Annotated in this window: 25 protein-coding genes and 1 pseudogene; 12 read left to right on the top strand and 14 right to left on the bottom strand. The window is 41.7% G+C overall.

Going from position 1 to position 22266, the window contains the following annotated elements:
- Positions 1-403 precede the first annotated feature (403 nt).
- The 6 genes from radC (at position 404) to CHJ_RS00555 (ending at position 4138) form a co-directional block, all read left to right on the top strand.
- Positions 404-877, top strand: coding sequence for a RadC family protein (radC, locus tag CHJ_RS00580; protein WP_317916602.1), 474 nt, complete (start codon positions 404-406; stop codon positions 875-877).
- Positions 874-1311 (top strand): DUF2787 domain-containing protein, encoded by a 438-nt coding sequence (locus CHJ_RS00575; protein WP_317916601.1) that lies wholly within the window; start codon positions 874-876, stop codon positions 1309-1311. Before radC ends, CHJ_RS00575 begins: the two co-directional genes overlap by 4 nt.
- A gap of 325 nt (positions 1312-1636) precedes the next feature.
- On the top strand, positions 1637-2404 hold the full coding sequence (locus tag CHJ_RS00570; RefSeq protein WP_317916600.1) for a WYL domain-containing protein: 768 nt from the start codon (positions 1637-1639) through the stop codon (positions 2402-2404).
- Positions 2405-2448: 44 nt separating this feature from the next.
- Positions 2449-2781 carry a hypothetical protein gene (locus CHJ_RS00565; RefSeq protein ID WP_411861551.1) on the top strand — a complete coding sequence of 111 codons (333 nt, stop codon included), beginning with the start codon at positions 2449-2451 and terminating at the stop codon, positions 2779-2781.
- Positions 2782-2836: 55 nt separating this feature from the next.
- Positions 2837-3073: a hypothetical protein gene (locus tag CHJ_RS00560; protein ID WP_317916598.1), complete on the top strand. Its 237-nt coding sequence runs from the start codon at positions 2837-2839 to the stop codon at positions 3071-3073.
- A gap of 231 nt (positions 3074-3304) precedes the next feature.
- Entirely contained in the window at positions 3305-4138 is an 834-nt protein-coding gene (locus CHJ_RS00555) for a tetratricopeptide repeat protein (protein WP_317916597.1), read from the top strand.
- A 261-nt stretch (positions 4139-4399) separates the two neighbouring features.
- On the opposite strand, the gene CHJ_RS00550 is transcribed toward CHJ_RS00555, so the two are convergent.
- The 10 genes and pseudogenes from CHJ_RS00550 to CHJ_RS00505 all read right to left on the bottom strand — a co-directional run bounded on the left by CHJ_RS00550 (position 4400) and on the right by CHJ_RS00505 (position 12583).
- Positions 4400-4930: a DUF3658 domain-containing protein gene (locus tag CHJ_RS00550; RefSeq protein ID WP_317916596.1), complete on the bottom strand. Its 531-nt coding sequence runs from the start codon at positions 4928-4930 to the stop codon at positions 4400-4402.
- Between the two features lie 23 nt (positions 4931-4953).
- On the bottom strand, positions 4954-5178 hold the full coding sequence (locus CHJ_RS00545) for a DUF1835 domain-containing protein (protein ID WP_317916595.1): 225 nt from the start codon (positions 5176-5178) through the stop codon (positions 4954-4956).
- A gap of 175 nt (positions 5179-5353) precedes the next feature.
- A pseudogene (locus tag CHJ_RS00540) lies at positions 5354-5810 on the bottom strand (hypothetical protein).
- 563 nt (positions 5811-6373) lie between these two features.
- Positions 6374-6985 (bottom strand): hypothetical protein, encoded by a 612-nt coding sequence (locus CHJ_RS00535; RefSeq protein WP_317916594.1) that lies wholly within the window; start codon positions 6983-6985, stop codon positions 6374-6376.
- 167 nt (positions 6986-7152) lie between these two features.
- Complete coding sequence (locus tag CHJ_RS00530) at positions 7153-7818, bottom strand: glutathione S-transferase N-terminal domain-containing protein (protein ID WP_317916593.1); 666 nt, start codon at positions 7816-7818, stop codon at positions 7153-7155.
- An 88-nt stretch (positions 7819-7906) separates the two neighbouring features.
- On the bottom strand, positions 7907-8533 hold the full coding sequence (locus CHJ_RS00525) for a LysE family translocator (RefSeq protein WP_317916592.1): 627 nt from the start codon (positions 8531-8533) through the stop codon (positions 7907-7909).
- 68 nt (positions 8534-8601) lie between these two features.
- On the bottom strand, positions 8602-10257 hold the full coding sequence (locus CHJ_RS00520; protein WP_317916591.1) for an SgrR family transcriptional regulator: 1656 nt from the start codon (positions 10255-10257) through the stop codon (positions 8602-8604).
- Positions 10258-11117: 860 nt separating this feature from the next.
- Entirely contained in the window at positions 11118-11558 is a 441-nt protein-coding gene (locus CHJ_RS00515) for a ribonuclease HI (RefSeq protein WP_317916590.1), read from the bottom strand.
- Between the two features lie 80 nt (positions 11559-11638).
- On the bottom strand, positions 11639-11827 hold the full coding sequence (locus CHJ_RS00510; protein WP_317916589.1) for an AlpA family transcriptional regulator: 189 nt from the start codon (positions 11825-11827) through the stop codon (positions 11639-11641).
- A 66-nt stretch (positions 11828-11893) separates the two neighbouring features.
- Entirely contained in the window at positions 11894-12583 is a 690-nt protein-coding gene (locus CHJ_RS00505) for an inovirus Gp2 family protein (RefSeq protein WP_317916588.1), read from the bottom strand.
- A gap of 493 nt (positions 12584-13076) precedes the next feature.
- On the opposite strand from CHJ_RS00505, the gene CHJ_RS00500 reads away from it, so the two are divergent.
- On the top strand, positions 13077-13928 hold the full coding sequence (locus CHJ_RS00500; protein ID WP_317916587.1) for a hypothetical protein: 852 nt from the start codon (positions 13077-13079) through the stop codon (positions 13926-13928).
- A 246-nt stretch (positions 13929-14174) separates the two neighbouring features.
- Here CHJ_RS00500 and CHJ_RS00495 read toward each other — a convergent pair whose 3' ends face one another.
- Complete coding sequence (locus CHJ_RS00495; protein WP_317916586.1) at positions 14175-14405, bottom strand: hypothetical protein; 231 nt, start codon at positions 14403-14405, stop codon at positions 14175-14177.
- Between the two features lie 353 nt (positions 14406-14758).
- Here CHJ_RS00495 and gmk point away from each other — a divergent pair, with 353 nt between their 5' ends.
- From gmk to CHJ_RS00470, 5 genes are all read left to right on the top strand, one after another.
- Positions 14759-15382 (top strand): guanylate kinase, encoded by a 624-nt coding sequence (gene gmk / locus CHJ_RS00490; RefSeq protein ID WP_171753508.1) that lies wholly within the window; start codon positions 14759-14761, stop codon positions 15380-15382.
- Positions 15383-15442: 60 nt separating this feature from the next.
- Complete coding sequence (gene rpoZ, locus CHJ_RS00485; RefSeq protein ID WP_171753509.1) at positions 15443-15715, top strand: DNA-directed RNA polymerase subunit omega; 273 nt, start codon at positions 15443-15445, stop codon at positions 15713-15715.
- 42 nt (positions 15716-15757) lie between these two features.
- Complete coding sequence (gene spoT, locus CHJ_RS00480) at positions 15758-17878, top strand: bifunctional GTP diphosphokinase/guanosine-3',5'-bis pyrophosphate 3'-pyrophosphohydrolase (RefSeq protein WP_171753510.1); 2121 nt, start codon at positions 15758-15760, stop codon at positions 17876-17878.
- Between the two features lie 76 nt (positions 17879-17954).
- Positions 17955-18641, top strand: a complete 687-nt coding sequence (gene trmH / locus CHJ_RS00475; protein WP_171753511.1) for a tRNA (guanosine(18)-2'-O)-methyltransferase TrmH — start codon at positions 17955-17957, stop codon at positions 18639-18641.
- A 242-nt stretch (positions 18642-18883) separates the two neighbouring features.
- Positions 18884-20302 (top strand): uracil-xanthine permease family protein, encoded by a 1419-nt coding sequence (locus CHJ_RS00470; protein ID WP_317916585.1) that lies wholly within the window; start codon positions 18884-18886, stop codon positions 20300-20302.
- Positions 20303-20356: 54 nt separating this feature from the next.
- Here the strand turns inward: CHJ_RS00470 and CHJ_RS00465 are convergent, their stop codons facing one another.
- The 3 genes from CHJ_RS00465 to CHJ_RS00455 form a co-directional block, all read right to left on the bottom strand.
- Positions 20357-20587 (bottom strand): thioredoxin family protein, encoded by a 231-nt coding sequence (locus CHJ_RS00465; RefSeq protein ID WP_171753513.1) that lies wholly within the window; start codon positions 20585-20587, stop codon positions 20357-20359.
- A gap of 17 nt (positions 20588-20604) precedes the next feature.
- Positions 20605-21603: a permease gene (locus tag CHJ_RS00460; protein ID WP_317916584.1), complete on the bottom strand. Its 999-nt coding sequence runs from the start codon at positions 21601-21603 to the stop codon at positions 20605-20607.
- Between the two features lie 66 nt (positions 21604-21669).
- A complete protein-coding gene (locus CHJ_RS00455) occupies positions 21670-22251 on the bottom strand; it encodes a sigma-70 family RNA polymerase sigma factor (RefSeq protein ID WP_216613407.1) in 582 nt (193 codons plus the stop codon).
- Positions 22252-22266 lie beyond the last annotated feature (15 nt).

The following is a 22266-nucleotide window of genomic DNA, read 5'->3' as shown; positions in this document are numbered from 1 at the left end:
CGAGAAAATCTTACAGCCAAAATCACACGTTATCACTAATTAAGTTATAACGAGAAACATCTAACTTTAGCTAGTTCTGTTCAAATCAAGATTTTCAATATTAGAGCTTCTTTTAGATTAGTAAATGTATGTGTGATTCATATTAACGGATTATGAATGAGCTTTTATACTAAATGATATTGGGGCATAAATAATTCAGAGTAACGAATCAATAAATTGTGAACACCAGCGATTCTGTTCTACCATCTCTCATCCTAACGCCATCAGCTTTCCTCCTTAACACTAACAATTCATATACTCTCATTAGGAGCTCGCCCCCATAGCCCTTCACTCTAAGCCCAAAAATATTCAGACATATGTCATCAATGTGAATACCCATCATTGAATCCGACAGGAGCCCGTAATGAATACACAACATTCTGAGTATAAAAAACAACAACGCTATCAGGAAAACGAAATACTGGAGCATGCCGCTGAAATACTGGCTAACCGATATGTACGCGGTGATGCCTTTAGTAATCCTGAAGCCACGAAGGAATTTATCCGTTGTAAATTAGGAGGATGTGAGCGAGAAGTGTTTGCTCTGCTGTTACTGGATAACCAACATCGATTAATAGAGTTTAAGGAGTTATTTAAAGGAACCGTTGACGCGGCCACTATCTACCCTCGTGAAGTAATAAAGACCGTATTAGGAGTAAATGCAGCGGCCGTGATAATGGCTCACAACCACCCTTCAGGTGATGCTACGCCCTCACAAGCAGATAAGCGTATTACTGACCGTTTGAAAGATGCCCTCGCCTTAGTCGATGTACGAGTACTTGACCATATCGTTACAGGTGAACGTTGTTTCTCGTTTGCTGAAAAGGGGTGGTTATGATTACTAAAACGTATGGAGAGGTTGCTATCGAGAGCACATTGCACTCGTTATTAGAAACGATAATTGGACGGTTCTCTATCCCTGAGAACGCTTCGCGCGTTGTGCTTAACTGCCGACAATCGAGTTACTATCGAACAAGGCAAGGGCTACACCCCATTGAGATACAGCTAAAGCGCGACAGTACCAGTAGTCGTTGGTTGGTGGTGTTCTTTGCCAGCTTTTCCTATCCCAATGACAACAGCGTATCGGTTGAGCCTGAGCTGTATTTTCACCTAACCAACCTTTGGTGCTATCAACCTGACATAGGCACGACTGACCTTGCTCACCCTGAAGTACAAGAACTTCTGTCTATCTGGATGAAAGCCCTTACGAGACACCTATCAAGAAACGTCTTTGATAATGTTCAACTCTCTATGGTCAAGACGTTTGGTTAACGTCTATGATTTCCCTCCTACTCCAAACCATCAAACTGATTACAGCCCTTATCGCTTTATTCACGTTGTCCCCTCTCTTTGGCGCAATTGGTAGCCTCACATCCGTGGGCTTTCTCGTTGTGTTATTGGTGGGGATGATTGTGTTCATAGCTGACCTAAAAGGTAAGTAACACCGCCTGAATGTTAATTGGTTCACGTTTTTATAAAGCCAATTGATGACTATTTCACCGTTGGACATTATGTGTCCGACCCCTCTTTATTCTCACGACATTAAATGTCCACCAGCAACAACGTATCAACCTGTTGATGTATTGAGAGAAAAACCATGAGCAATAAAACCAGCATTGAAGGGTTATCCGCTTTGCTGCACACGCTAATGCTTATTCCTCAACATCGATGGATAACCGTTAAGGAGTTGCAGCAACAATTAGCCAAACTGGATATCCATAGAACAACACGCAGTATCAAACGTTATCTGGATGAAGTCATTGTGGAAGTGTTTAACGTTGAGTGTGAAACACAAAGCATGCCGCACACTTACCGTAAAACATCGGAGCAATTACTGAAGCTCAACAAGCAAGAAACGTTGCATTGGCACTTAACTAACAAGTACTTAATGCCTGTTATCCCTGATGAACTGAGTAATGGCTTAGGTCGGTCCTCGGAGAGAGCGAAACCCTTATGGAATAAGGGATCAGCCATTTCAAAAGAACGACTATGGCTGAACAAAATACACATTAATCTACCTGATATTAGGGGCTGGACTGACGCGCAACAGCACGTCCTCAGTACTGTCCATACCGCATTACTGCACCATCGTATGCTGAAGATATCAAGCCAAGTTATGCAGCAAGAGAAGGCGCTCGTTGAACCTCTGGGACTCTCGGTTCAATGTTACGCGCTCTTGCTGCTTTTTCGATTATCTAACCAACACACGATACACACCATCGCCTTACCGCTTATTGATGAGGCCAATGTCTCGACGTTTTCATTTACTTATCCCTCTGATTTCAATCTTGAGCAATTCATGCATGAGCATGAGGGAGCCGAGTATCCAGAATTTCACTCACCGATGAGGAGAGCAAACCCATGACAAGTATAAAACACCTATTGAGTCAGTCCGTTCAATACGCCGTAATGATGTCCCTTTTTATAGGTGTCACAGCCTGCACCGAGCAAGAGGAAACTCCTGAAGCAGTTGCTGATATTGAAGTCTCGATATCCACCAACTCTCATTGGGGGAGTTTAGTCTTTGACCTGCAAGCCATCACTAATAACACCGTAATAAGCAATGTTGTAATCAATAGAGGTAATTGTCGCCTTCCAGCTGGTACGGCCTCAGACCTTTCTAAAGCCGTTCAATTGAAGTTCGGTGAAACCTACACGGGGTACAGCAACAACTGCACCGTAGACAACGTGAAAGAAATCGAAGTGACATCGAACGCTGGAACCTTTGTGTACAGCTTCTAAATCTAAAGTAAGACAAAACTACTCATCTATTTATAAACACCAATCAGGATCAACTATGAAAAACATCACAACAAACACTCTTGTTCTACTGACTACCCTAGTATCACCTTTTGTTTTGGCTCAAGGTGGTGGATCGCTTGGAGGTAATCCATCGGTAGAAACGGGAGCGGTTAACGTCAGTGTAGGCAAATGCACTCAATACAAGCTGGATGTGAAAGCAGCCTTAAATTCAGGTAAACAAATATCGTCGGTTGCGATACCTAAAGGGTGTGAAGCCATCAAAGAAAAGTAATGCCACCAGCCAAGACTAAAAATGACAATGGGGAGCAATCACGCCCCCCATTCTTTTTTTGCTTCTGTACATAAGCTTCTTATCTAAATACCTCTCAACAATACTATTCCCATTAGCTGGCTATTTCACTTAATTCAAATAGCACTTAGTAGTCATCTGATTAACATCATGTTTTTAGTGACCACCACTGATATACTTACGTTTAAATTTTCATCACGCAGTCAATAAATCATGCTTCGCTATTTAATTTTCATTCCTCTTTTTATTTTAAGTGCCTGTACGAGTGGTACTACCAATATCACAAATGAACAAACTCTAAACTCTGATGAAGCCTATGAAAAAGGATACATCGCGCTTAGGCAAAAGAAATATAAGGCTGCTTATGCAGAATGGCTACCCTTAGCTGAGAACGGAGATGCTCAAGCACAGTACTCGATAGGCTGGATGTATAGTAAAGGACTGGGTGTTGAAAAAAGTGTCGCGAAAGCTTTAGATTGGTACGTTAAGTCAGCAAACCAAGGTTTTGTGGACGCGCAATATAGTGCTGGGCGAATCTACCTTTATTCTCTTCAACAATACGAGGATGCATTTACGTATTTTAAGTTAGCAGCAGAAAATGACGAAAATAAAGCGCAGTTTTATTTGGGTTTAATGTACTACCGTGGCGATGGCATTAGCAAAGATCTAAAAAAATCAGCACATTGGTTCTTACAATCAGCAGAGAAAGGCAATAAAGACGCACAGTTTTACATTGGTCAAATGTATGAACTAGGTGAAGGTGTCCTACAAAATGACAAATACTCTCTACATTGGTTTAACTTAGCCTCAAAGAATGGACAGCAAGACGCACAGTATAAGCTTGCTGTTATTTACTACCTGGGGAAAATTGTGCCTAAAAATGATATTACAAGCTATATGTGGTTAAACATCAGTCAATACAACGGAAAAGATATTCAAAATATGAAAGGAATAATATTTGATGACTTAAGCCAAACTGATATTGATGAAGCTCAATTCAGATCAATAGAATGTGTCGAATCCCTGTATGAACACTGCCATTGGTAATTTTTGGTACGCAATCAAAACTATGCTGTAATAGTTTATACTCGCGGCTGTTTCCAGAGCTCAAAAATAAAAACATTCGCTTCGTTAATATCCGAGGCTACGGTGATGAGAATGAGAATTTAAATTTTTACTTAGTTATACGTTAAGCACGCACACTAGGAATGAGCGTTCGATAGGCAAAGTGTGAGCTCTTACTCTCGATTACGTTTCCGTTGTATTTTTCTCACCCTATATTTTCACTAAATGTTTGAACTTCCCATATCATAACGCTCGACTCAACTGACGCCTAAAGAAAGGTCCTTCACCTACCGAGCGCACTATTTTCCTCAAGATCAACACACGCAATCTGTAACAGAGAAAAGTATCACCAACTTGCCCTACATAATCACCAAGCACACGACCAATGACTACTGCTGCAACACAAACTCGTGGTCCAATCGCAGCAAGAAGAGCAGCATCAAAAAACGTCTCATCATGGGATACAATTACGGAACCGTTCCAAGTTCGAACCATATCCCTATTCACAAGAAGACTATCCCATTCTTTGGCTAATTTAACCTGCTGAAAGATATCAAGGGGTACTGGAATGACGGTGGTAAGTTCTTCGGCTGAGCAGGCACCAACGATTGGCATGGTGTCTTTGCTCAACTTACCTGTCGTTACATCGGCTAAAAATAAACGTTGTTCCGGTAGCACAGAGCACAGCGCTCGCAACATTAATTGCTCATCCACTGACTGGCCAACCCAAACAACATAATCGCCATCGCATTCGAGGTTCTGATAGCTCTGCAATATGGGCAGTCCTATATGGCCGGCTAACCATGGCCATAAGTCTGGCTCATTAATAAGATCACATACCCCCTAAACCAATTACTACGTAGAGCATCTCCCTGCTGCGTACCATAATTATTTAGCGGACCGTAAGTCAACGGGTCACTCAGCTCTACTACCCGCTTCTTTTCATCTGGCGCAAGAAGATAATTCAAAATGCCAGCAGCTGCGCCTCCTGTAACAAAGTGAGTCACCTTACGAAGGGTCATGACTAAACTCACTTATCATATCAGCACATCGTCTCTCTATTATCATCATCGATCCTTGTCTGCTACCAACAGCTAATCACTTATCGAGCTCCATAACCTTAGAGTTCATAAGTTGGTTTACTCTATTGTTTCTATTCCCCGGTTAGACGAACAAATATACGCAGGAACGCAACATTTACCACGTTTTATCAAGGTCTTTTGCATAAAGCAGAATAGCTCGCTGGTAACTTTTGATTTTCTTATTCTCAGTGGTTGATAACAATAACTTAATTAGTAACGCCGTTGCTTCTTTGTGTCGTTCTAAGTTGTACAAACCCATGGCATAGAGCGGCTGTACTTCCAGTGAATCAGGGTATTCAGCCATGGTTCGCTCAAAATACTCTAACGCTTCAGTGTATTTACCCAAACAGAGCATCAAAACGTTCAGTTATGGAAAGATCCCTTTCCAATGCAATATGATAATGTATAAGCGCTTGCTTCTCTTTGCCTTCATTATCATAAGACCAAGCCATGTATAAATTTGCTTTGGCTGCATATTGACTGTCATCCAATAGCGTACGCAGCAAAAGCCAAGACGCATGATAATTTCCGGCCTCTCTAAGATTGATGGCTTCGTGGATAATGGTTTCCATGTGCATCTCCTCTATAATTGACTAATAGCATGAAATTTATTTACACTCTGTGCTAACTCTCAAATCGTCCAACGATAAATTATCAATGATAAAATCTTAAACTAGATGAATAAATAGTAATAAAGGAATCCAATGTTTATAAGATTTATTGCCAGTATGGAGGAGGAAAAGCGACTCCAGCATACTCATGGTATCATTACCCAAGCACAAATGATGCTTGTCGACGGATTGATCCTTTACGAGTACCATCAGGTGCATATTAAAAAAATCTTCACTCAACTTAATGAATCACTACCATGTCCACCGTTCCACTCAAAGTCATGGCCAGACAATGCAATCTCTTGGTTTTTAGACTCAAGCGTCAAACATATATCACTCATGTATGAGCTAAAATATATATTAGAAGAATATGATACAAAGGTGGCGACATTACATTATTCAGACGTCGGCACCATTTTATACAGAGATGACTTTCAAGTGGTGGCTAAGTCTAGCCTCTTATGAAAAACAAAATAATATATTGATAATAAAATGAAACTTCTAAAAATATATACCCTCGCAAGTTAAAATGAGAACTGTAACCCAAGCTCATAGCTCACTTCCGCCTCATCGCGCTCTGCATATTCTAAATTTGCAACTAAGCCAAACACTGAGCCGAATTGAAAGACGTTATTCCACTTAAACTCATCTCTTGCTAGATCTAAGAAATCATGCTGATAGGAAACTCCCATCAACCAATGATTAGCTATTTGTTTTCTAACCATCGCTTGACAGTATGTTCCACGCTCGGAATATGGTGAACTGTAATCACTATCAGCACGATAGTTTACTGCTCCACATGATAAAGAGCTTGCCATTGCCCCTCCCAAGCGCCCAATGAGTCCTCCGCCAGCTTGCCAACTATCTACCTCCGAACTAAATCGAGTGAGAAAGTCTGCTTTTCCTTCAACGAATACGTAGTCAAAAACTTGAACACTGACATCTAAGTATAATCCTCCCATCGTCTTATTCTCTGTATTGTCATACTTATCGTTAAGGTAAGGTTTTAACGCTCCCGACTTAAAACTAGCTCCTTTATAACCAAATCCTATGTGAGAAAAATTATCAACAATCTCACTTGATGCAAAGCTTGAACACGAAACTAACAACATCAGAGGAACAACTTTAGTTATCATAATACGATATCCTGTGGCACTTTTTTGAAATAAAAATTTATTCTGTACATTGCATATTGACAGCAACATACGGAAATAAACTGTAACAAATCAATATGTAACATCCGGTAAATTTAAACGCAAACTATGCGTTGCGTTCACATTTCCATCGTTGTCTTAAAGCATGTTTAAATTCCAGAACCAATCCTATCTAGGCTGTCATACCAATTCAAAACATGGCTAGTCAGCATTTCCCCTGTGAAAGCGTTACTCGTAGACAGCAGCCACTTCAACGCCCCATAGACGATATAGTCTGAATACATGGGCGCATCGCCCGATAAGTATCGTGTCTTAGCTAAATAAGATTCCAGTACTCTCATTTTTTTGAGTAAGTCGGCCTTTGCTAACTCTTGGCTGTTGCTTTGTACATTTTCTAAGCTGTCCTCAAAGTGTTTCTCTCTAGAGGAACGAAAGTAATCTTTATCGCGATCTTTAAGCTTGCAGTAAATGTCGAAGATGGCAATTTTGGCGATGTCCGAATGTAATGATGCTGCCCACTCATGGAAAAAAAGTGCCATTAAACGCCCTTTTTCACCGCCAAATAATGAAGGTGATTCAGGGTAGTGGGCCTCAAGATAATCAGCGATGTTAAACGAATCAGAGAGCACCGTTTCACCATCTTTGATGGCGGGGAGTGTAGAAAACTGCGCCTTAAACTGAGCCTGAATGTCGACAAAAGAAAGCTCAGTGGTATCAAACGCTATATTTTTGTGTATCAAGCACATTTTCGTTCGCCAACAATAAGGACTGAATTTTAAGCCATCGCCCCCACACAGTTCGTAAAAAGTGATCATAGGTGTCTTACTCCGAGAGTTGCTAAATAGGTGTAATGGTTGTGCTGGGCACAGTATGTTCAATCTTGGTCGCGGTTCTCAGTCGAGATTAAGTGGGTTCTTTAACTGCTAGAATACCTGCGGCTCCCAGCAGTAAAGCACCACTTCCTCTTGTCACAGCGGTAAGAGATAGTCGGCTCGCATCAACAATCCGTCTGGCCGAAAACGCATAAAACATCACTAAACTGAAATCAAGCAACGCCATGGTTGGGCACATCACTAATAGTTGAGGGAATACGGGTAAGTCGGGGTTGATGAATTGCGGAAAAAAAGCCGAAAAGAATAGGATGGCTTTGGGATTGCCAGCCGCGACTAAAAAGCCAGAGTAAAACAACTTTTTGTTTGAGGCCTGTAAATCTGAGTTGTTGAGGTTTAAGTGCTCAACTTGTGCTGGTTTAGCGAGGAGCATTTTTAGTCCCATGTAAACCAACGTGATCACACCAAAAACTTTGATGACAGTAAATGCCACTACCGAATTGGCAAGGATGACACCTAAACCCAAGGCGACTAACACCATTTGAATAAAGTTAGCTGAGATGTCCCCAAGGGCTGTATATAGCACGCATTTGTGCCCATATCTGAGAGCATGTGCAATACCTAAAAATATGCTAGGCCCTGGTGTCGCGGTAAGAATGAGCGATGCCGCGACAAAGCCGAGCCAAAGGTGAAAGTCCATTTTTTTTCCTTAATTATCCGTTAAACACTGCAAATCATATTGCTACAGATACACTACCATACCAGCGATTACTCCAACCACATATTGACCAGCGACATGACACCCATATTGTTGGTTTCGGTACCATACAAATTGTCTGCGCGAGTGACGGTGAAATGATTGCGCCACAGAGGACAATAATAATAGTTCTGGATAAGCCAATCCTCCGCTCGATACAGCTTGTGCAGAAGCTCCTCACTGTCGTTACTTTCCTGCATGAGCATATCAATAAAGGTTAATAGGCTTTGTTTTCCACGTTCAGGCAAACATAGGCTAAACACATTGCCGCAAAGTAGCCATTCGTAATACTGGAACGTCAGGTCGTCGCCAAATACGTAACAGTCGTAGGAGACATCAACAGCCACATCTTGAGACTGTCCTTGAAGACATACCTGCCAAATAACCCCTTTTTGAGACAACGCATCAAGCAAAGGTTGCAACTCCCTCATATGACTGTCTATCACTTCAATTATCACCGGACGAGCTGGCAGTTTCATGTCGTGATTGAACAAGTGAAATCCCTTATCTTGATGGCAATCCATCACGCTGTTCGCTGCTCTTTTCTGGCTATCAAGTGTAAAGCGTCGACTATGATGAACAAGCCAAGCTCTTTCTTGAGCGGACAAGGCGTTTGCATGATGATGAAACTGCAAAACAGTACACCCACTGCGATCGACTTTTTGTGGCTGAGCGGGTTGAGATTCGCAATAGAGCAGTTCTGCCACGTGCATAGGCGTTTGAGGTTGGGCATCGCTACACCAAAACTCTACTCGTTCAATATGGCCACCAAAGCCAAAATAGTGGTTGTTGCGAACTAAACTCCAATATTGTTTTTCCAGACTTTCGACCCGATATGCTCCACACCCGATAGGTTTTGAAGCCTGATAATCAAAAATTGCACTGTGTGAGTCGGCTAACAAATGCAGGAAAACGGGGTCAAATTGACGCATAGAGAAAATGGCCCACTGCTTATCTATGTCAATACCCTCTACATGACGAAATAGAATTTGATATGGATGCGGCGTCCTAAGGCGCATTTCTATATTTTTTTTGACAAGTTCCGGTGTCAGCACTTCTCCATTGTGCATCATTATATCATTGCGGATGCGGAGACGGATTTGCTTGTCACTGTAATGAAATTGGTGAGCGATATGAGGTACAATTTCGTTCTGAATAGGGTTATATCGAACTAAGGTATCGAAGACGCTTTCGATCAATAAAATAGAACGAGCGGACTGCGCCAAATGAGGGTGCCATTCAGGCAGCACGTAAGGAACTAAATACATTAAAGTATTCTGCTTTTTCAGTTCCTGTTGCGCATCCCCTAACCAGAGTGGTAAGTGATCTTGAAATAGGCGTACTTCGCCAAGTAGAGTGGCTAATCGAAATGCCTGATTCATTCTGCCAGACCGAGCCATTCGCTCTAACTGAGTCAGCAGTGAAGTCTCAAAACTTTTTAGTAGTGTCAGTTTCGAACGATGACCTCGCCCCTGACCCGAAGCCCAATGGATAAGCCCAAAGCTTTCAAAAGAAGCCATTAGCTTACTCACGTACCTCTCTGAGCAGGCCAGAATTTCAGCAAGGGAGACAATATCAACATCATAAGTTTCATTGCGAGAAAAATGTTTCTCGAGTTGCTTTAAACGCTGCAGATGACTCGTAGATAACAACTGAGAAGCTACCATGTCAACCTCAAAATCATGTTCATTAGATACAACGGATCCCTCTGAAATATGGCGACTTAACTTAAAGTTGTCCTCTTATAATGCCACGGGACGTGATTAGTAAATGTGGGTAATCTGACCGACTAGGAATCCCACCAAGAAAACTATCCCAGGCAAGATCGGACGGCTTTGGCTTTGGCTTTGTATTACCGTCATCGTTTGTTCTGGTTCCAGTAAGTAGTGTTTCGCGTTTAAAGTATAGAATGTGTAGTCTAATGGATTCATTGTTTTACTCGCTAATAATGACTCATGTGTTCATTATCAGCGAACAAACCCGAAATAATAACGCTCTCTTTACTATAAACAGTTCACCTTTTAATTAATGAAGTACAGCTCTATTTTTGCTAACTGCCACCAAACAAAATAATTCAACAAGCATGTCGAGGCAAGTTAATCCCAGTCACATGCAATATTAGCAATCGACGCTACATCTTCATCAAAGTAAACGTAAGCAGACTTACAACTCTCTTCCATAAGTTAAAGTCGCTTTGACACGTCGACTCAACAAAGCGTAACTTTTCGCTGGTGCTGAGAAAGAGTAAATGTAACGTCTGCGCAGCGGTACGCTAGATTGTAGTGTCCTAATATCGTTCTATTTATAAATCATACAATCCCTATCTACATCATGATCACTATCATCGTCAATGTCGAGCCTGAAAAAACACCCCAATTGCAGCCATTGAATGCTTCATCTTCAGGTATATGTTATCTATAAAAACGCTTAACACTACCCTAAAGACAAATCACCGTTCCTAGGGATAAAGCAAAAATACGCCCCCACAGCCTGCTAGCGGTCTGCCAACAAGCTGTGCTCTATTTTCTTAATCAGCTTCTGCCGCTTCAACGGCTAACAAGTCTGCCATGTCATTACCCTTATCACCTGAATGAGCTTTGACCTTTCTCACCTCTACGTATTTCTGTGAACGTAGTTCATCGATTTGTTGCCATAAATGACGGTTCTTTACTGGCTTCTTGTCTGACTTACGCCAACCTTTATCCTTCCAGTTATCTAACCAACCGTTATAACCCTTCACACAAAAGTCACTGTCTGAGTGGATGACATCGCCATCCTGTGCATACTCTAGACCTTCGATTAAAGCCATTAGCTCTAACTCTGCATTGGTGGTACTGCGTCTAATAGTGATGCTATCTTGATACTCTAGTTCACCGTGTTCATTAAAGGCTGCGATACCAATTCCACCCTGTGTACATCCGTGTTGATTGTTTGGTGCTGCGCCATCTACGTAAATTGAAAAACTCATTTTATTTCTCTCTCTAATTGAAAAAGGAGCCTTCGTGGGCTCCCTGTTGATGTGATAACTGTGTTCGTTGATACTTGTGGTTAGTTTTGGCTTTCTCGCATTGCTAGACGTTGTTCCATCCATTCTTCGATTTCACTCTCTAGCCATGCCACTGCTCTTCCTCCTAATGGAATGGTTTTCGGGAAGACTTCTTCGTCCATAAACTTGTAGATAGTTGAACGACCTAATCCCGTTAACGCCATCACTTCTTTTAGTCTTAAAAATCTCATTGGGAATAGTCTCCTGTTTGTATATACCCATGAGATGAGCCACCGCTGTAAAAAAATGCAGCAGCTCTAACTTGAGTTAACGCTGACTCCCCCGAAACTCCTTCTACGATCACCAAAATGCTTCGTATCTTCTTTAGCTAAATAACTAATGTGCTTAAACAGCTCATCAAACGCATCGTCAAAGTCATCAGAGTTACGGTTCAAGCGATGAATAACCACGCTGTCGCTATTCTTTCTCTTTGAGAAATGTACTAATCCATTTGCTTCATCATAATCAACCCCAACGACTCTTGCCCATGCCTCTACTATAAAGGAGCCTAAATTATCATCTGGTGTTTGAGTTTTTCCCAACCAGTTAAATCTATCCTTATTGAACATGAGTAATAAGTGATAGTGGTCATTCATTGAGGTAGAGCGCTCTCTAACCCAAACATTTCGTACCTTGCAGGGATGAACCCTACCACCCTCTTGTCTTTTTTTTCGCTTTCCAGAGTAAGCTATCTGTGACTGCAACGAGCGGATAAAATCTGTGATGACATTACCGCATTCTTCATTGGCTCTTAGCTTTGGAAATCTCAAATCTACACGGATAGCCATGAGGCGAGGATAGTCATCTAATGCTCGTTCAATGGTGGCGTGCATTTTTTCTAAGTAGTCGAGGTACAGTGGACCGTGTGCAGTCTGGATAGGATGACCAAGAAAGGTTTTCTTAATGGTGAGTCTAAGGTTTTTGTTTTTTCGAGAACGTACATTCATTGCTATCTATTCCTATGTTGAGGTTCATAGATAGGTCGATGCCGTTATTTATAATGGTGTAGTGTGAGTCACTTGGTGTGACTCAGGGATATGTGATGATGTCAGGGAGTGGCAGGTATGGTAGATGTTTAGTTATTAACGTAATAATACTAACCAAACAGACATTAAGATATGACAAAAAATTCGATTTTTACATCAAGATAGCGTGACGAAATCGTTTCTAATGGTAGTGGGAATAAAAAATTTAAATTATAACTAAAAAAATATCACATGATTCAAGCAGTATAGTCGCACTTTAAATGATTTTAACTTCATAATGCTATGATTTTGGATAAATTTTAGATTCACACAAAAACCAATGGAATTAATACCCTACATATATACTACTTAATTACTACAATCTAACCATGGTATACCTACAATTAGACTATTTATTTCCTACTTTATGCAATCGTGATATAACTGCATCATAATCGTAGTTTGGGGAGTTGATATGAGTAATGTCTATGTTGAGTTTTTAGAGAAAAAGGGACTGTGTAACGTCAACAATATCCGTAACTTAAAGTTCTATCTGAGTTACCTTTGTCACCATTTGGATGAAATAAAAGTATCTAGACAGGGGGACGGTAAAGCGGATTTACAAAAAAAAATTTACTACACCTACCAAGATCCTACATTCAATTTAGACCCACATATTAACCTTATGAATGAGTCAGCCACACGTTCACTTCTGTCAAACAATGCTTTTGATTGGATAGACAAAAGTGAAGATCGTGTAAATTATTTCGTATGGTCAATGCTAAGACTAGCAACATACGACGAGGTAACATCTTCTAATCATAAGTTTGGATTCACCTTTGATATTGAGCGATGCATAGAAAATCTAGAAGAGTCCGATAAGAACCTATATATTGATTTGGGATTAGATACATACCCTCTTTGTAGAAAAGATGTGAGGGAAACCATTTATGAATTTTTTGATGTTTGGGAGGCCCATGCGTCTGCCAAAGAACGGTTTATGAAAAGGCTAAAGAGACAATGGATATCTTTAACCAACCGTATATCTCCCGATTATTCATGGATCTCACCAAGTAGTAAGAAACAGAACCTATGGATTTATAACTACATTTATAAATCAAAAATCTACGTTCCGCATATTCCTCAACCAACTTCAACAAAAGAACATTACAATGCAAACATTGCTATTATAGATAGCTATCTTTCATTAGACCGAGATACAAGACGAGATGACTACCTACCTCCTCATAAAATAATGTCCCGGATGAAAAAAGCGTGGCAACAACACGAGCATCGAGAAAAACAATTGAAACAACGCAAATCATAATGATGTTTCTAAATCAACAACCAAATGGGGAGTATATTGGGTAGTAACAAACTAAAAAAACGAGTTATAACAATGTAAGTCATTGATATAAAATAAAATAAATTATCCAATCTACAAACAGATCCAGAATATAGAATAAGTTCAAATGACATTATTCCCCAGAGCCCTTAATTTTTAAGGGCTTTTTTATATCTTCATCACGTTTCTAATCAACTGTTCACTTCAGAGCTTTTAAATAACAACGCCTTACCAAGACTTATTTCTTGGATGGTTCTTGGCTAACTTTTCATTACCACGTTTGTAGTTTCCGGTTAATCTGGCCATCAGCTGTTGCTGACCATTAAAATCACAGTCATTCAGCTCTTGTTCCACTTCTTTCGCTTTAGCCCCTCGCAAAACGGTGGCTCTCTTACCATGATGATAAATAGTCACTTCACCTTTAACTCGGTTAAATTTAAACCCCAAATCTTCATTCATCGCCAATCCTATCCTCATAATGGAACAGCCAAATAATGATCCATCAATAGCAAGCTGTCCAAAAAAATTTGTAGCCCATAGCTAACGTTAGCTATAACCTGCTCTCCCATAATTAATGCAGAATTGAATGAATCAACCACTCATCAAAGCAAAGATCCCGCATTAGTTGAGAATGATCCTTATATCGTGCTATCCTTCGCCTCCATTTTTTCGGTCTTTGGTTTTATTTCAACCACTGTCGATACTATCTTTAAGTCATACTGAATCTTTACGTCATACTGAAAGAAATAGCTTATTCAGTAATGTCAGTATTCAGCGTTACAACTCTTCAATATAAAGTGGAATCATAAAAGATGGCACAAGGTACTCTATATATCGTATCTGCACCTAGCGGAGCAGGTAAATCAAGCTTAATCAATGCGTTATTGGAAACTAATCCAACCTACGCAATGAAAGTATCTGTCTCCCACACCACTAGAGGGATGCGTCCTGGAGAAGAAGATGGTGTCCATTACCATTTTATTCAAAAAGAGCAATTTGAAGAGCTGATCGAACAAGAGCAGTTTCTAGAGTACGCGGAAGTATTTGGTAATTACTACGGCACTTCTCGCATATGGATAGAAGAGACGCTAAATAAAGGTATAGATGTATTTTTGGATATTGACTGGCAAGGTGCCCGTCAAATTCGTCAACAGATGCCACTAGCAAAAAGTGTCTTCATTATTCCACCATCCAATGGAGAACTGGAGCGCCGCTTAACCACTCGTGGTCAAGATAGTGACGCTGTTGTCGCAAAACGCATGAGCGAAGCAAAATCTGAAATGTCTCATTTCGACGAATATGATTACTTAATCATAAACGACGATTTTGATGTTTCTTTAATGGATTTTAAAGCTATTATTCGTGCAGAACGCTTAAAGCAAGATAAACAAGCCATTAAATATAGTGGTATGCTTACAGCGCTATTGGCAGAATAAGCCTTTAGACTGTATAATTTCTCGTCATTGTAAATATTAATTAACTAATTTGGAGTCCTCATGGCACGCGTAACTGTTCAAGATGCAGTTGAAAAAGTTGGCAACCGTTTCGACCTAGTTCTTATTGCGGCTCGCCGCGCTCGTCAAATGCAAACTGGCGGCAAAGATTCATTGGTGCCTGAAGAGAATGATAAACCAACGGTTATCGCCCTTCGCGAAATCGAAGAAGGTTTAATCACTAAAGAAGTTCTCGATGCACGTGAGCGTCAAGAGCAGCAAGAACAAGAAGCAGCAGAATTAGCCGCAGTAAGCAGCATCGCTCACAGCCGTTAATCACTCGCTAACTAACATCAAGTCAGCTTCCGAGACTACAATTTGTATCTATTCGATAGCCTCAAAGATGTTGCCCAAGAATACCTAACAGAGCCTCAACTTGAGGCTCTGCGTCAATCTTATGTGGTAGCAAAAGACGCCCATGAAGGGCAAACCCGTTCAAGTGGTGAACCGTATATCATCCACCCCGTTGCTGTTGCCCGCATATTAGCGGAAATGCGATTAGACCATGAGACGCTTATGGCCGCATTATTACACGACGTGATAGAAGATACGGAAACATCCAAAGAAGAACTTGCAGAGCAATTTGGTGTAACCGTTGCCGAGCTTGTTGATGGTGTATCCAAGCTGGATAAGCTTAAATTTCGCGATCGAAAAGAAGCACAAGCAGAAAACTTCCGCAAAATGGTTCTTGCCATGGTGCAAGACATCCGCGTTATTCTCATTAAGTTATCGGATCGTACACATAATATGCGTACCCTCGGTGCATTGCGTCCAGACAAACGCCGTCGTATTGCCCGTGAAACATTAGAGATCTATGCCCCACTCGCTCACCGTTTAGGTATTCACAATATCAAGACCGAGCTAGAAGAGTTAGGATTTGAAGCTCTCTATCCTAATCGCTATCGGGTACTCAAAGAGGTTGTTCGCTCTGCACGCGGAAATCGTAAAGAGATGATACAGCGTATCCACTCCGAGATAGAAGGTCGACTTGAAGAAGTTGGACTCGCGGCTCGAGTCATTGGACGCGAGAAAAACCTTTTTTCTATTTACAATAAGATGCGAACCAAAGAGCAGCGATTCCACACGATTATGGATATCTACGCGTTTCGTGTCATTGTTGATAGTCCAGATACCTGTTATCGCGTATTAGGGCAAGCTCATAACTTATACAAACCTCGTCCGGGCAGAATGAAAGACTATATTGCTGTTCCTAAAGCGAACGGCTATCAATCTCTTCATACGTCCATGGTTGGTCCCCACGGCGTTCCTGTTGAAGTACAAATTCGTACTGAAGATATGGACCAAATGGCGGACAAAGGGGTAGCAGCACACTGGTCTTACAAAGCGGGCAGTGACACAAAAGGCACCACAGCACAAGTGAAAGCTCAGCGCTGGATGCAAAGCCTGCTTGAGTTACAGCAAAGTGCCGGTACTTCGTTTGAGTTTATCGAGAACGTTAAATCCGATCTATTCCCTGATGAAATTTTTGTCTTCACACCAAAAGGACGCATTGTTGAGCTGCCTGCGGGTGCAACAGCGGTAGACTTTGCTTACGCTGTCCACACCGATGTAGGCAACACCTGCGTTGGTACCCGAGTAGATCGCCAGCCTTATCCGTTAAGTAAAGCACTGAAAAATGGACAAACCATTGAAATCATCAGTGCTCCCGGAGCCAGACCTAACGCAGCATGGTTAAACTACGTCGTAACATCCCGTGCTCGAACTAAGATCCGTCAGGTTTTAAAAACCATGCGACGTGAAGAGTCCGTCGCATTAGGGCGCCGCTTACTTAACCATGCATTGGGTCGTCACTCTATTGATAGCATCTATCCAGAAAACATTGAAAATGTCTTAACCGAGCTTAAGATTGCTTCTGTGGACGATCTCTTAGCAGCGATTGGGCTAGGTGAACTAATGAGTATCGTGATTGCTCGTCGTTTACTGGGTGATACCGATGAACTTACTGAAACCAGCTCACTGCCTTCTAGCTCGAATAAAAAGCTCTCTATTAAAGGCGCGGATGGGATCTTACTGACCTATGCGAAATGTTGTCACCCGATTCCGGGCGATCATATTATCGCTCACGTTTCTCCGGGACGCGGCCTTGTGGTTCATAGAGAAACCTGTCCAAATATTCGTGGTTATCAAAAAGAACCAGATAAATACATGAGTGTAGAGTGGGCAGAAGAGCACGAACAAGAGTTTATCTCTGAGCTACAAATTGATATGCAAAACCATCAAGGAGCGCTCGCTGAGTTAACTAACGTGGTATCACGTACAGGCTCAAACATTCACGGTATTTCTACAGAAGAAAAAGATGGACGTTTGTACACGATTACTTTGGCGTTAACCGCGAAAGATCGTATTCATTTGGCCAGTATCATGAAGAAAATACGTGTGATGCCTCATGCGTTAAAAGTACGCCGCAGACGACAGTAAGCAAGAAACTCAATTACCCAATTAAGAAGTCGATACGATAATATCGGCTTCTTCTTTTTAAAATCGAATAAGTATTATGAACCCAGAACGCTATCAACGAATTCAAACCGTACTAAAAGCGAGACAACCAGATTTAACTTTGTGCTTAGAAGAGGTTCACAAGCCAAACAATGTCTCCGCGGTTATTCGTACTGCGGACGCCGCAGGGGTACATAAAATTCATGCTGTTTGGCCAAATGAGCAAATGCGCACATTAAGCCACACATCTGCCGGCGCGAGAAATTGGGTAGAAGTAGAAACACACAGCAATATAGACAGTGCTGTTACCCAATTAAAGCAGCAAGAGATGCAGATATTGGCAACTAACTTGTCTGACAACGCGGTGGATTTTCGCGAAATCGACTACACCAAACCAACCGCCATTATCCTAGGCGGAGAGAAACACGGTATTTCCTCTCACGCTTTATCGTTGGCAGATCAAGATATCATTATTCCTATGGTAGGCATGGTTCAATCTCTCAATGTCTCGGTTGCCAGCGCACTTATACTGTTTGAAGCACAGCGCCAACGTCAGCTAGCAGGTATGTACGATCGAGATGTATCCGCACTAAGCGAACATGTTATCCACACCACTCTCTTTGAACGTGGTCACCCTGTATTGGCAAAAGTTGCAAAACGAAAAAAACTCCCTTACCCACCTCTGGATGATGCAGGACAGATCGTCGCCGATGAAGAGTGGTGGGCTGAGATGCAGACACGCTAATTCCAAACCGTACCATTTTGAGAACATCTGTTTTCAAATTGTCACCCACAAAAGCAAACGTTTGCTTTTTATATTCAAATCGATATAATCCCGCCCAATTCGATACAACTAACAAAATGATTATCGAATAACACCACAAACCCGAGCCGATTCTGATTAACAGCAATCACAGAAACTGTATCGAGCTCAACTGAGTTATCCCATTCAGCGATAACGAAGAAACTGAAAATTAGGAAACGAAAATGACGACTCAAAGCGCTTCGCGTAAGTCAGAACTGGTCTACCAACTGAATGATAGACCACCACTACCACAAACTATTTTTGCTGCAATGCAGCACCTACTTGCTATGTTTGTTGCAGTGATAACACCATCACTGATCATATGCCAAGCACTTGGCGTCTCTGTCGAGCAGACCAACACCATCATTAGCATGTCTCTGTTTGCTTCTGGCATATCTTCATTTATTCAAATTCGCACCATTGGCCCTATCGGCTCTGGTCTTCTCTCTATCCAAGGCACCAGTTTTAACTTTCTCGGCCCAATCATTGGTGCTGGATTAGCGTTGAAACAAGGTGGTGCAGATATACCAACAATGATGGCGGCTATCTTTGGCACCATTCTGTTTGCCTCGACGGCAGAAATGCTTCTTTCTCGTGTATTAGAATACGCTCGCCGCATTATTTCACCATTGGTGTCAGGTATTGTCGTTACCCTCATTGGTCTAACCCTGATTCAAGTGGGGCTTGTTTCTATGGGAGGGGGTTACTCAGCACTGGGTGATGGAACATTTGGCAGTTTAGATAAACTCGCTTTAGCCGGTATCGTTCTCAGCCTAATTATTATTTTGAATCGCTCTTCAAATCCCTATATACGAGTGGCCTCTATCGTCATTGCAATGACCGTTGGTTATATCGTTGCCTACTTAATGGGTATGGTTGACACCTCATCAATGGCAGAAACAGCACTGTTTGCTGTACCAATGCCTATGCAGTTTGGTCTTAGTTTTGACTGGTCTCTCTTTATCCCGCTGGTCTTGGTGTTTCTTATCACCGCCATTGAGGCCATCGGTGACATCACCGCCACCTCAGAAGTCTCTGGCGAACCCGTTAAAGGACCCGTTTATCTAAAACGTATCAAAGGGGGCGTGTTGGCAGATGGCGTAAACTCCGCCATTGCAGCACTATTTAATAGCTTTCCAAATTCCACATTTAGTCAAAACAACGGCGTTATTTTGCTTACCGGTGTGGCGAGTCGTTATGTAGGTTACTTTATTGCGGGCATGTTAGTGCTGCTAGGTCTATTCCCCGGTGTCGCGAGCTTTGTTCAGCTTATACCTGAGCCTGTACTAGGCGGAGCAACCATTGTGATGTTTGGTACTATCGCTGCGGCTGGTATTCGAATTATCTCACGAGAAGAATTAGACAGAAGAGCGATATTAATTATGGCGCTTTCTTTTTCCATGGGATTAGGAATTGCTCAAAAGCCAGAGATACTGCAATTTATGCCTGAATTCATAAAAAGCATTTTCTCATCAGGTATCTCAGCTGGCGGCATCACGGCGATTGTACTGAACATTCTTCTGCCACTAACAGATAACAAGCAACATACAACAACGGAAGAAACAAGCCCACTCAAAGAAGCGAGTGAGTCAGCCTCTTAGTTCTGTTGCTTTTATGTTGATGATCGTCAGGCAGTGCCTGACGATCATCTCTCGTTACAACCAGCTAGCCACCTCTTTTTCATCCGGTACACTGCCTTTGTGAACAACATGTTCATCAATCACCACCGCAGGAGTTTTCATCACGCTATAGGCCATGATCTGTTGTAAATCTGTCACTTTAATCAGTTCAATCTCCACTCCCTGTTCTATCGCCACTTTTTCGATCAATGCCGCTGTCACTTGACAGTTTTTACAGCCCGAGCCGAGTACTTTTACTACTTTCATCTTTTATCTCCTAAAAATTAACCAAATATAAATACATAATTAAATAGCCACCCCATTAGGGTAAATGCAGATAGCAGCACCAAAAACAGCACCAGTAATAACTTCCACATCATCACTTGCTTCAATAAAATAAACTCAGGAAAACTTGCCGCTACGGTACTCATACAAAAAGCCAAGGTTGTTCCAATGGGCAGACCATTGACAATCAAGCTTTCCATCACAGGAATGACGCCAGTAGCATTTGAGTACAAAGGGATACCAAGCAGCACCGCAGCAGGAACCGACCACCACTGCCCATCTCCCAAGTGAGTTTCTATCCAGCCATCAGGAACAAAGCCATGTAGAGCCGCCCCTAAACCAACACCGATAAAAACCCATTTCCATACTCTCGCTACGATCTCTTGTGTCTCTTGTTTGGCAAATGTATGACGTTGCTTGAGTGATAAAGAAGGCACATTATCTCGATTCATAGAAGGTTGATGACGCTGCTCAATACCACGTTGTAGTGCCTCTGCGGCGAACGAATGCAACCAGCGTTCAGCTTTTATAGCATCAAGAAAAAAGCCACTCACAATTCCAATTGTAAGGCCGACCAAAATGTACATAAGAGTAAACTTCCAACCAAGCAAGCTCACCAACAAAAGCACCGCAACCTCATTGATAAGGGGAGAAGTAATTAAAAAGGCCATGGTGATGCCAAGGGGAATTCCTGCAGAGGTAAAACCGAGAAAAACAGGGATACTGGAACAGGAACAAAATGGAGTAATTGAACCAAAGGTAGCCCCTAAACCATAACCTAAAAAACGCGGTTTATCGGCTAAATAATCTCGCACACGTTCAACATCTAATGATGCTCGAATCATAGCGATGACATAAATCATAACCAGCAATAGAACAAAAATTTTGGCGGTATCTTCAACAAAGAAATGTAGAGCATCACCCAGTTTACTCTGCGGGGAAAGTTGCAAAGTATCAAACACCAGCCAAGAGGCGAAATCAGTAAAGATTTGAAACATAATGATCCTAGTTAATTCATCTTTACCCTAAAGACGGATAAAGATTAAAAAGGATTCACTCTTTTTTTAATTTTCTTTTTCTTCGCCATTTTCTCGGCGGGTAAAACAGCACACTTGATGATTCTCATCAAACTTAACCTTGCAGGAAACACTCAGTTGATGACGAAGCTTCTCCCTTGCTCGGCGAATTCTTGATTTTGTAGCTGGCAGGCTTAAACCGTGTTGTATGGCAAAATCTTGTTGATTCATTCCTTGCAAATCACAAGCGGTAATAATTTCTCTATCGGGCTGTTCGAGCTCAGACAACACTCTAGGCAGACAACTAATGGCAAGTAAATCAACGGCATCTAGCGATGTTTCACTCTCTTCAATATCATCAGCTAACAACTGAAAAGAAGGCTCTCTGGAGAGATCAATAATCAAGTTATGAGCAACTCGAAACATCCACGCCTTACTATTCTCCACATCACAAAATGCAGAACCTTGCCCCATAACCCGAATGAACACCTCTTGCAAAATATCATGGGCTCGCTGTTTATCCTGAGTCTGTTTATACAACCAAAGTGCCAATGTTTTTTCATTCGCATTCCAAGCTCGCATAGCACAAGGTAATGCATCACCGTCACTGTGATGATTTGTTACCGCCATAATAGATCCATTGTT

Origin of the sequence: Vibrio sp. MACH09, from assembly GCF_033238805.1 — a bacterium.
Classification (GTDB): domain Bacteria; phylum Pseudomonadota; class Gammaproteobacteria; order Enterobacterales; family Vibrionaceae; genus Vibrio.
The sequence above is the reverse complement of the archived record's forward strand: the minus strand, read 5'-3'. Positions and strand labels throughout refer to the sequence as shown.

Coding starts and splice junctions, on each gene's coding strand:
- radC (WP_317916602.1), top strand. CDS start 404: ATGAATACACAACATTCTGAGTATAAAAAACAACAACGCTATCAGGAA.
- CHJ_RS00575 (WP_317916601.1), top strand. CDS start 874: ATGATTACTAAAACGTATGGAGAGGTTGCTATCGAGAGCACATTGCAC.
- CHJ_RS00570 (WP_317916600.1), top strand. CDS start 1,637: ATGAGCAATAAAACCAGCATTGAAGGGTTATCCGCTTTGCTGCACACG.
- CHJ_RS00565 (WP_411861551.1), top strand. CDS start 2,449: ATGATGTCCCTTTTTATAGGTGTCACAGCCTGCACCGAGCAAGAGGAA.
- CHJ_RS00560 (WP_317916598.1), top strand. CDS start 2,837: ATGAAAAACATCACAACAAACACTCTTGTTCTACTGACTACCCTAGTA.
- CHJ_RS00555 (WP_317916597.1), top strand. CDS start 3,305: ATGCTTCGCTATTTAATTTTCATTCCTCTTTTTATTTTAAGTGCCTGT.
- CHJ_RS00545 (WP_317916595.1), bottom strand. CDS start 5,178: ATGACCCTTCGTAAGGTGACTCACTTTGTTACAGGAGGCGCAGCTGCT.
- CHJ_RS00535 (WP_317916594.1), bottom strand. CDS start 6,985: ATGATAACTAAAGTTGTTCCTCTGATGTTGTTAGTTTCGTGTTCAAGC.
- CHJ_RS00530 (WP_317916593.1), bottom strand. CDS start 7,818: ATGATCACTTTTTACGAACTGTGTGGGGGCGATGGCTTAAAATTCAGT.
- CHJ_RS00525 (WP_317916592.1), bottom strand. CDS start 8,533: ATGGACTTTCACCTTTGGCTCGGCTTTGTCGCGGCATCGCTCATTCTT.
- CHJ_RS00520 (WP_317916591.1), bottom strand. CDS start 10,257: ATGGTAGCTTCTCAGTTGTTATCTACGAGTCATCTGCAGCGTTTAAAG.
- CHJ_RS00515 (WP_317916590.1), bottom strand. CDS start 11,558: ATGAGTTTTTCAATTTACGTAGATGGCGCAGCACCAAACAATCAACAC.
- CHJ_RS00510 (WP_317916589.1), bottom strand. CDS start 11,827: ATGAGATTTTTAAGACTAAAAGAAGTGATGGCGTTAACGGGATTAGGT.
- CHJ_RS00505 (WP_317916588.1), bottom strand. CDS start 12,583: ATGAATGTACGTTCTCGAAAAAACAAAAACCTTAGACTCACCATTAAG.
- CHJ_RS00500 (WP_317916587.1), top strand. CDS start 13,077: ATGAGTAATGTCTATGTTGAGTTTTTAGAGAAAAAGGGACTGTGTAAC.
- CHJ_RS00495 (WP_317916586.1), bottom strand. CDS start 14,405: ATGAATGAAGATTTGGGGTTTAAATTTAACCGAGTTAAAGGTGAAGTG.
- gmk (WP_171753508.1), top strand. CDS start 14,759: ATGGCACAAGGTACTCTATATATCGTATCTGCACCTAGCGGAGCAGGT.
- rpoZ (WP_171753509.1), top strand. CDS start 15,443: ATGGCACGCGTAACTGTTCAAGATGCAGTTGAAAAAGTTGGCAACCGT.
- trmH (WP_171753511.1), top strand. CDS start 17,955: ATGAACCCAGAACGCTATCAACGAATTCAAACCGTACTAAAAGCGAGA.
- CHJ_RS00470 (WP_317916585.1), top strand. CDS start 18,884: ATGACGACTCAAAGCGCTTCGCGTAAGTCAGAACTGGTCTACCAACTG.
- CHJ_RS00465 (WP_171753513.1), bottom strand. CDS start 20,587: ATGAAAGTAGTAAAAGTACTCGGCTCGGGCTGTAAAAACTGTCAAGTG.
- CHJ_RS00460 (WP_317916584.1), bottom strand. CDS start 21,603: ATGTTTCAAATCTTTACTGATTTCGCCTCTTGGCTGGTGTTTGATACT.
- CHJ_RS00455 (WP_216613407.1), bottom strand. CDS start 22,251: ATGGCGGTAACAAATCATCACAGTGACGGTGATGCATTACCTTGTGCT.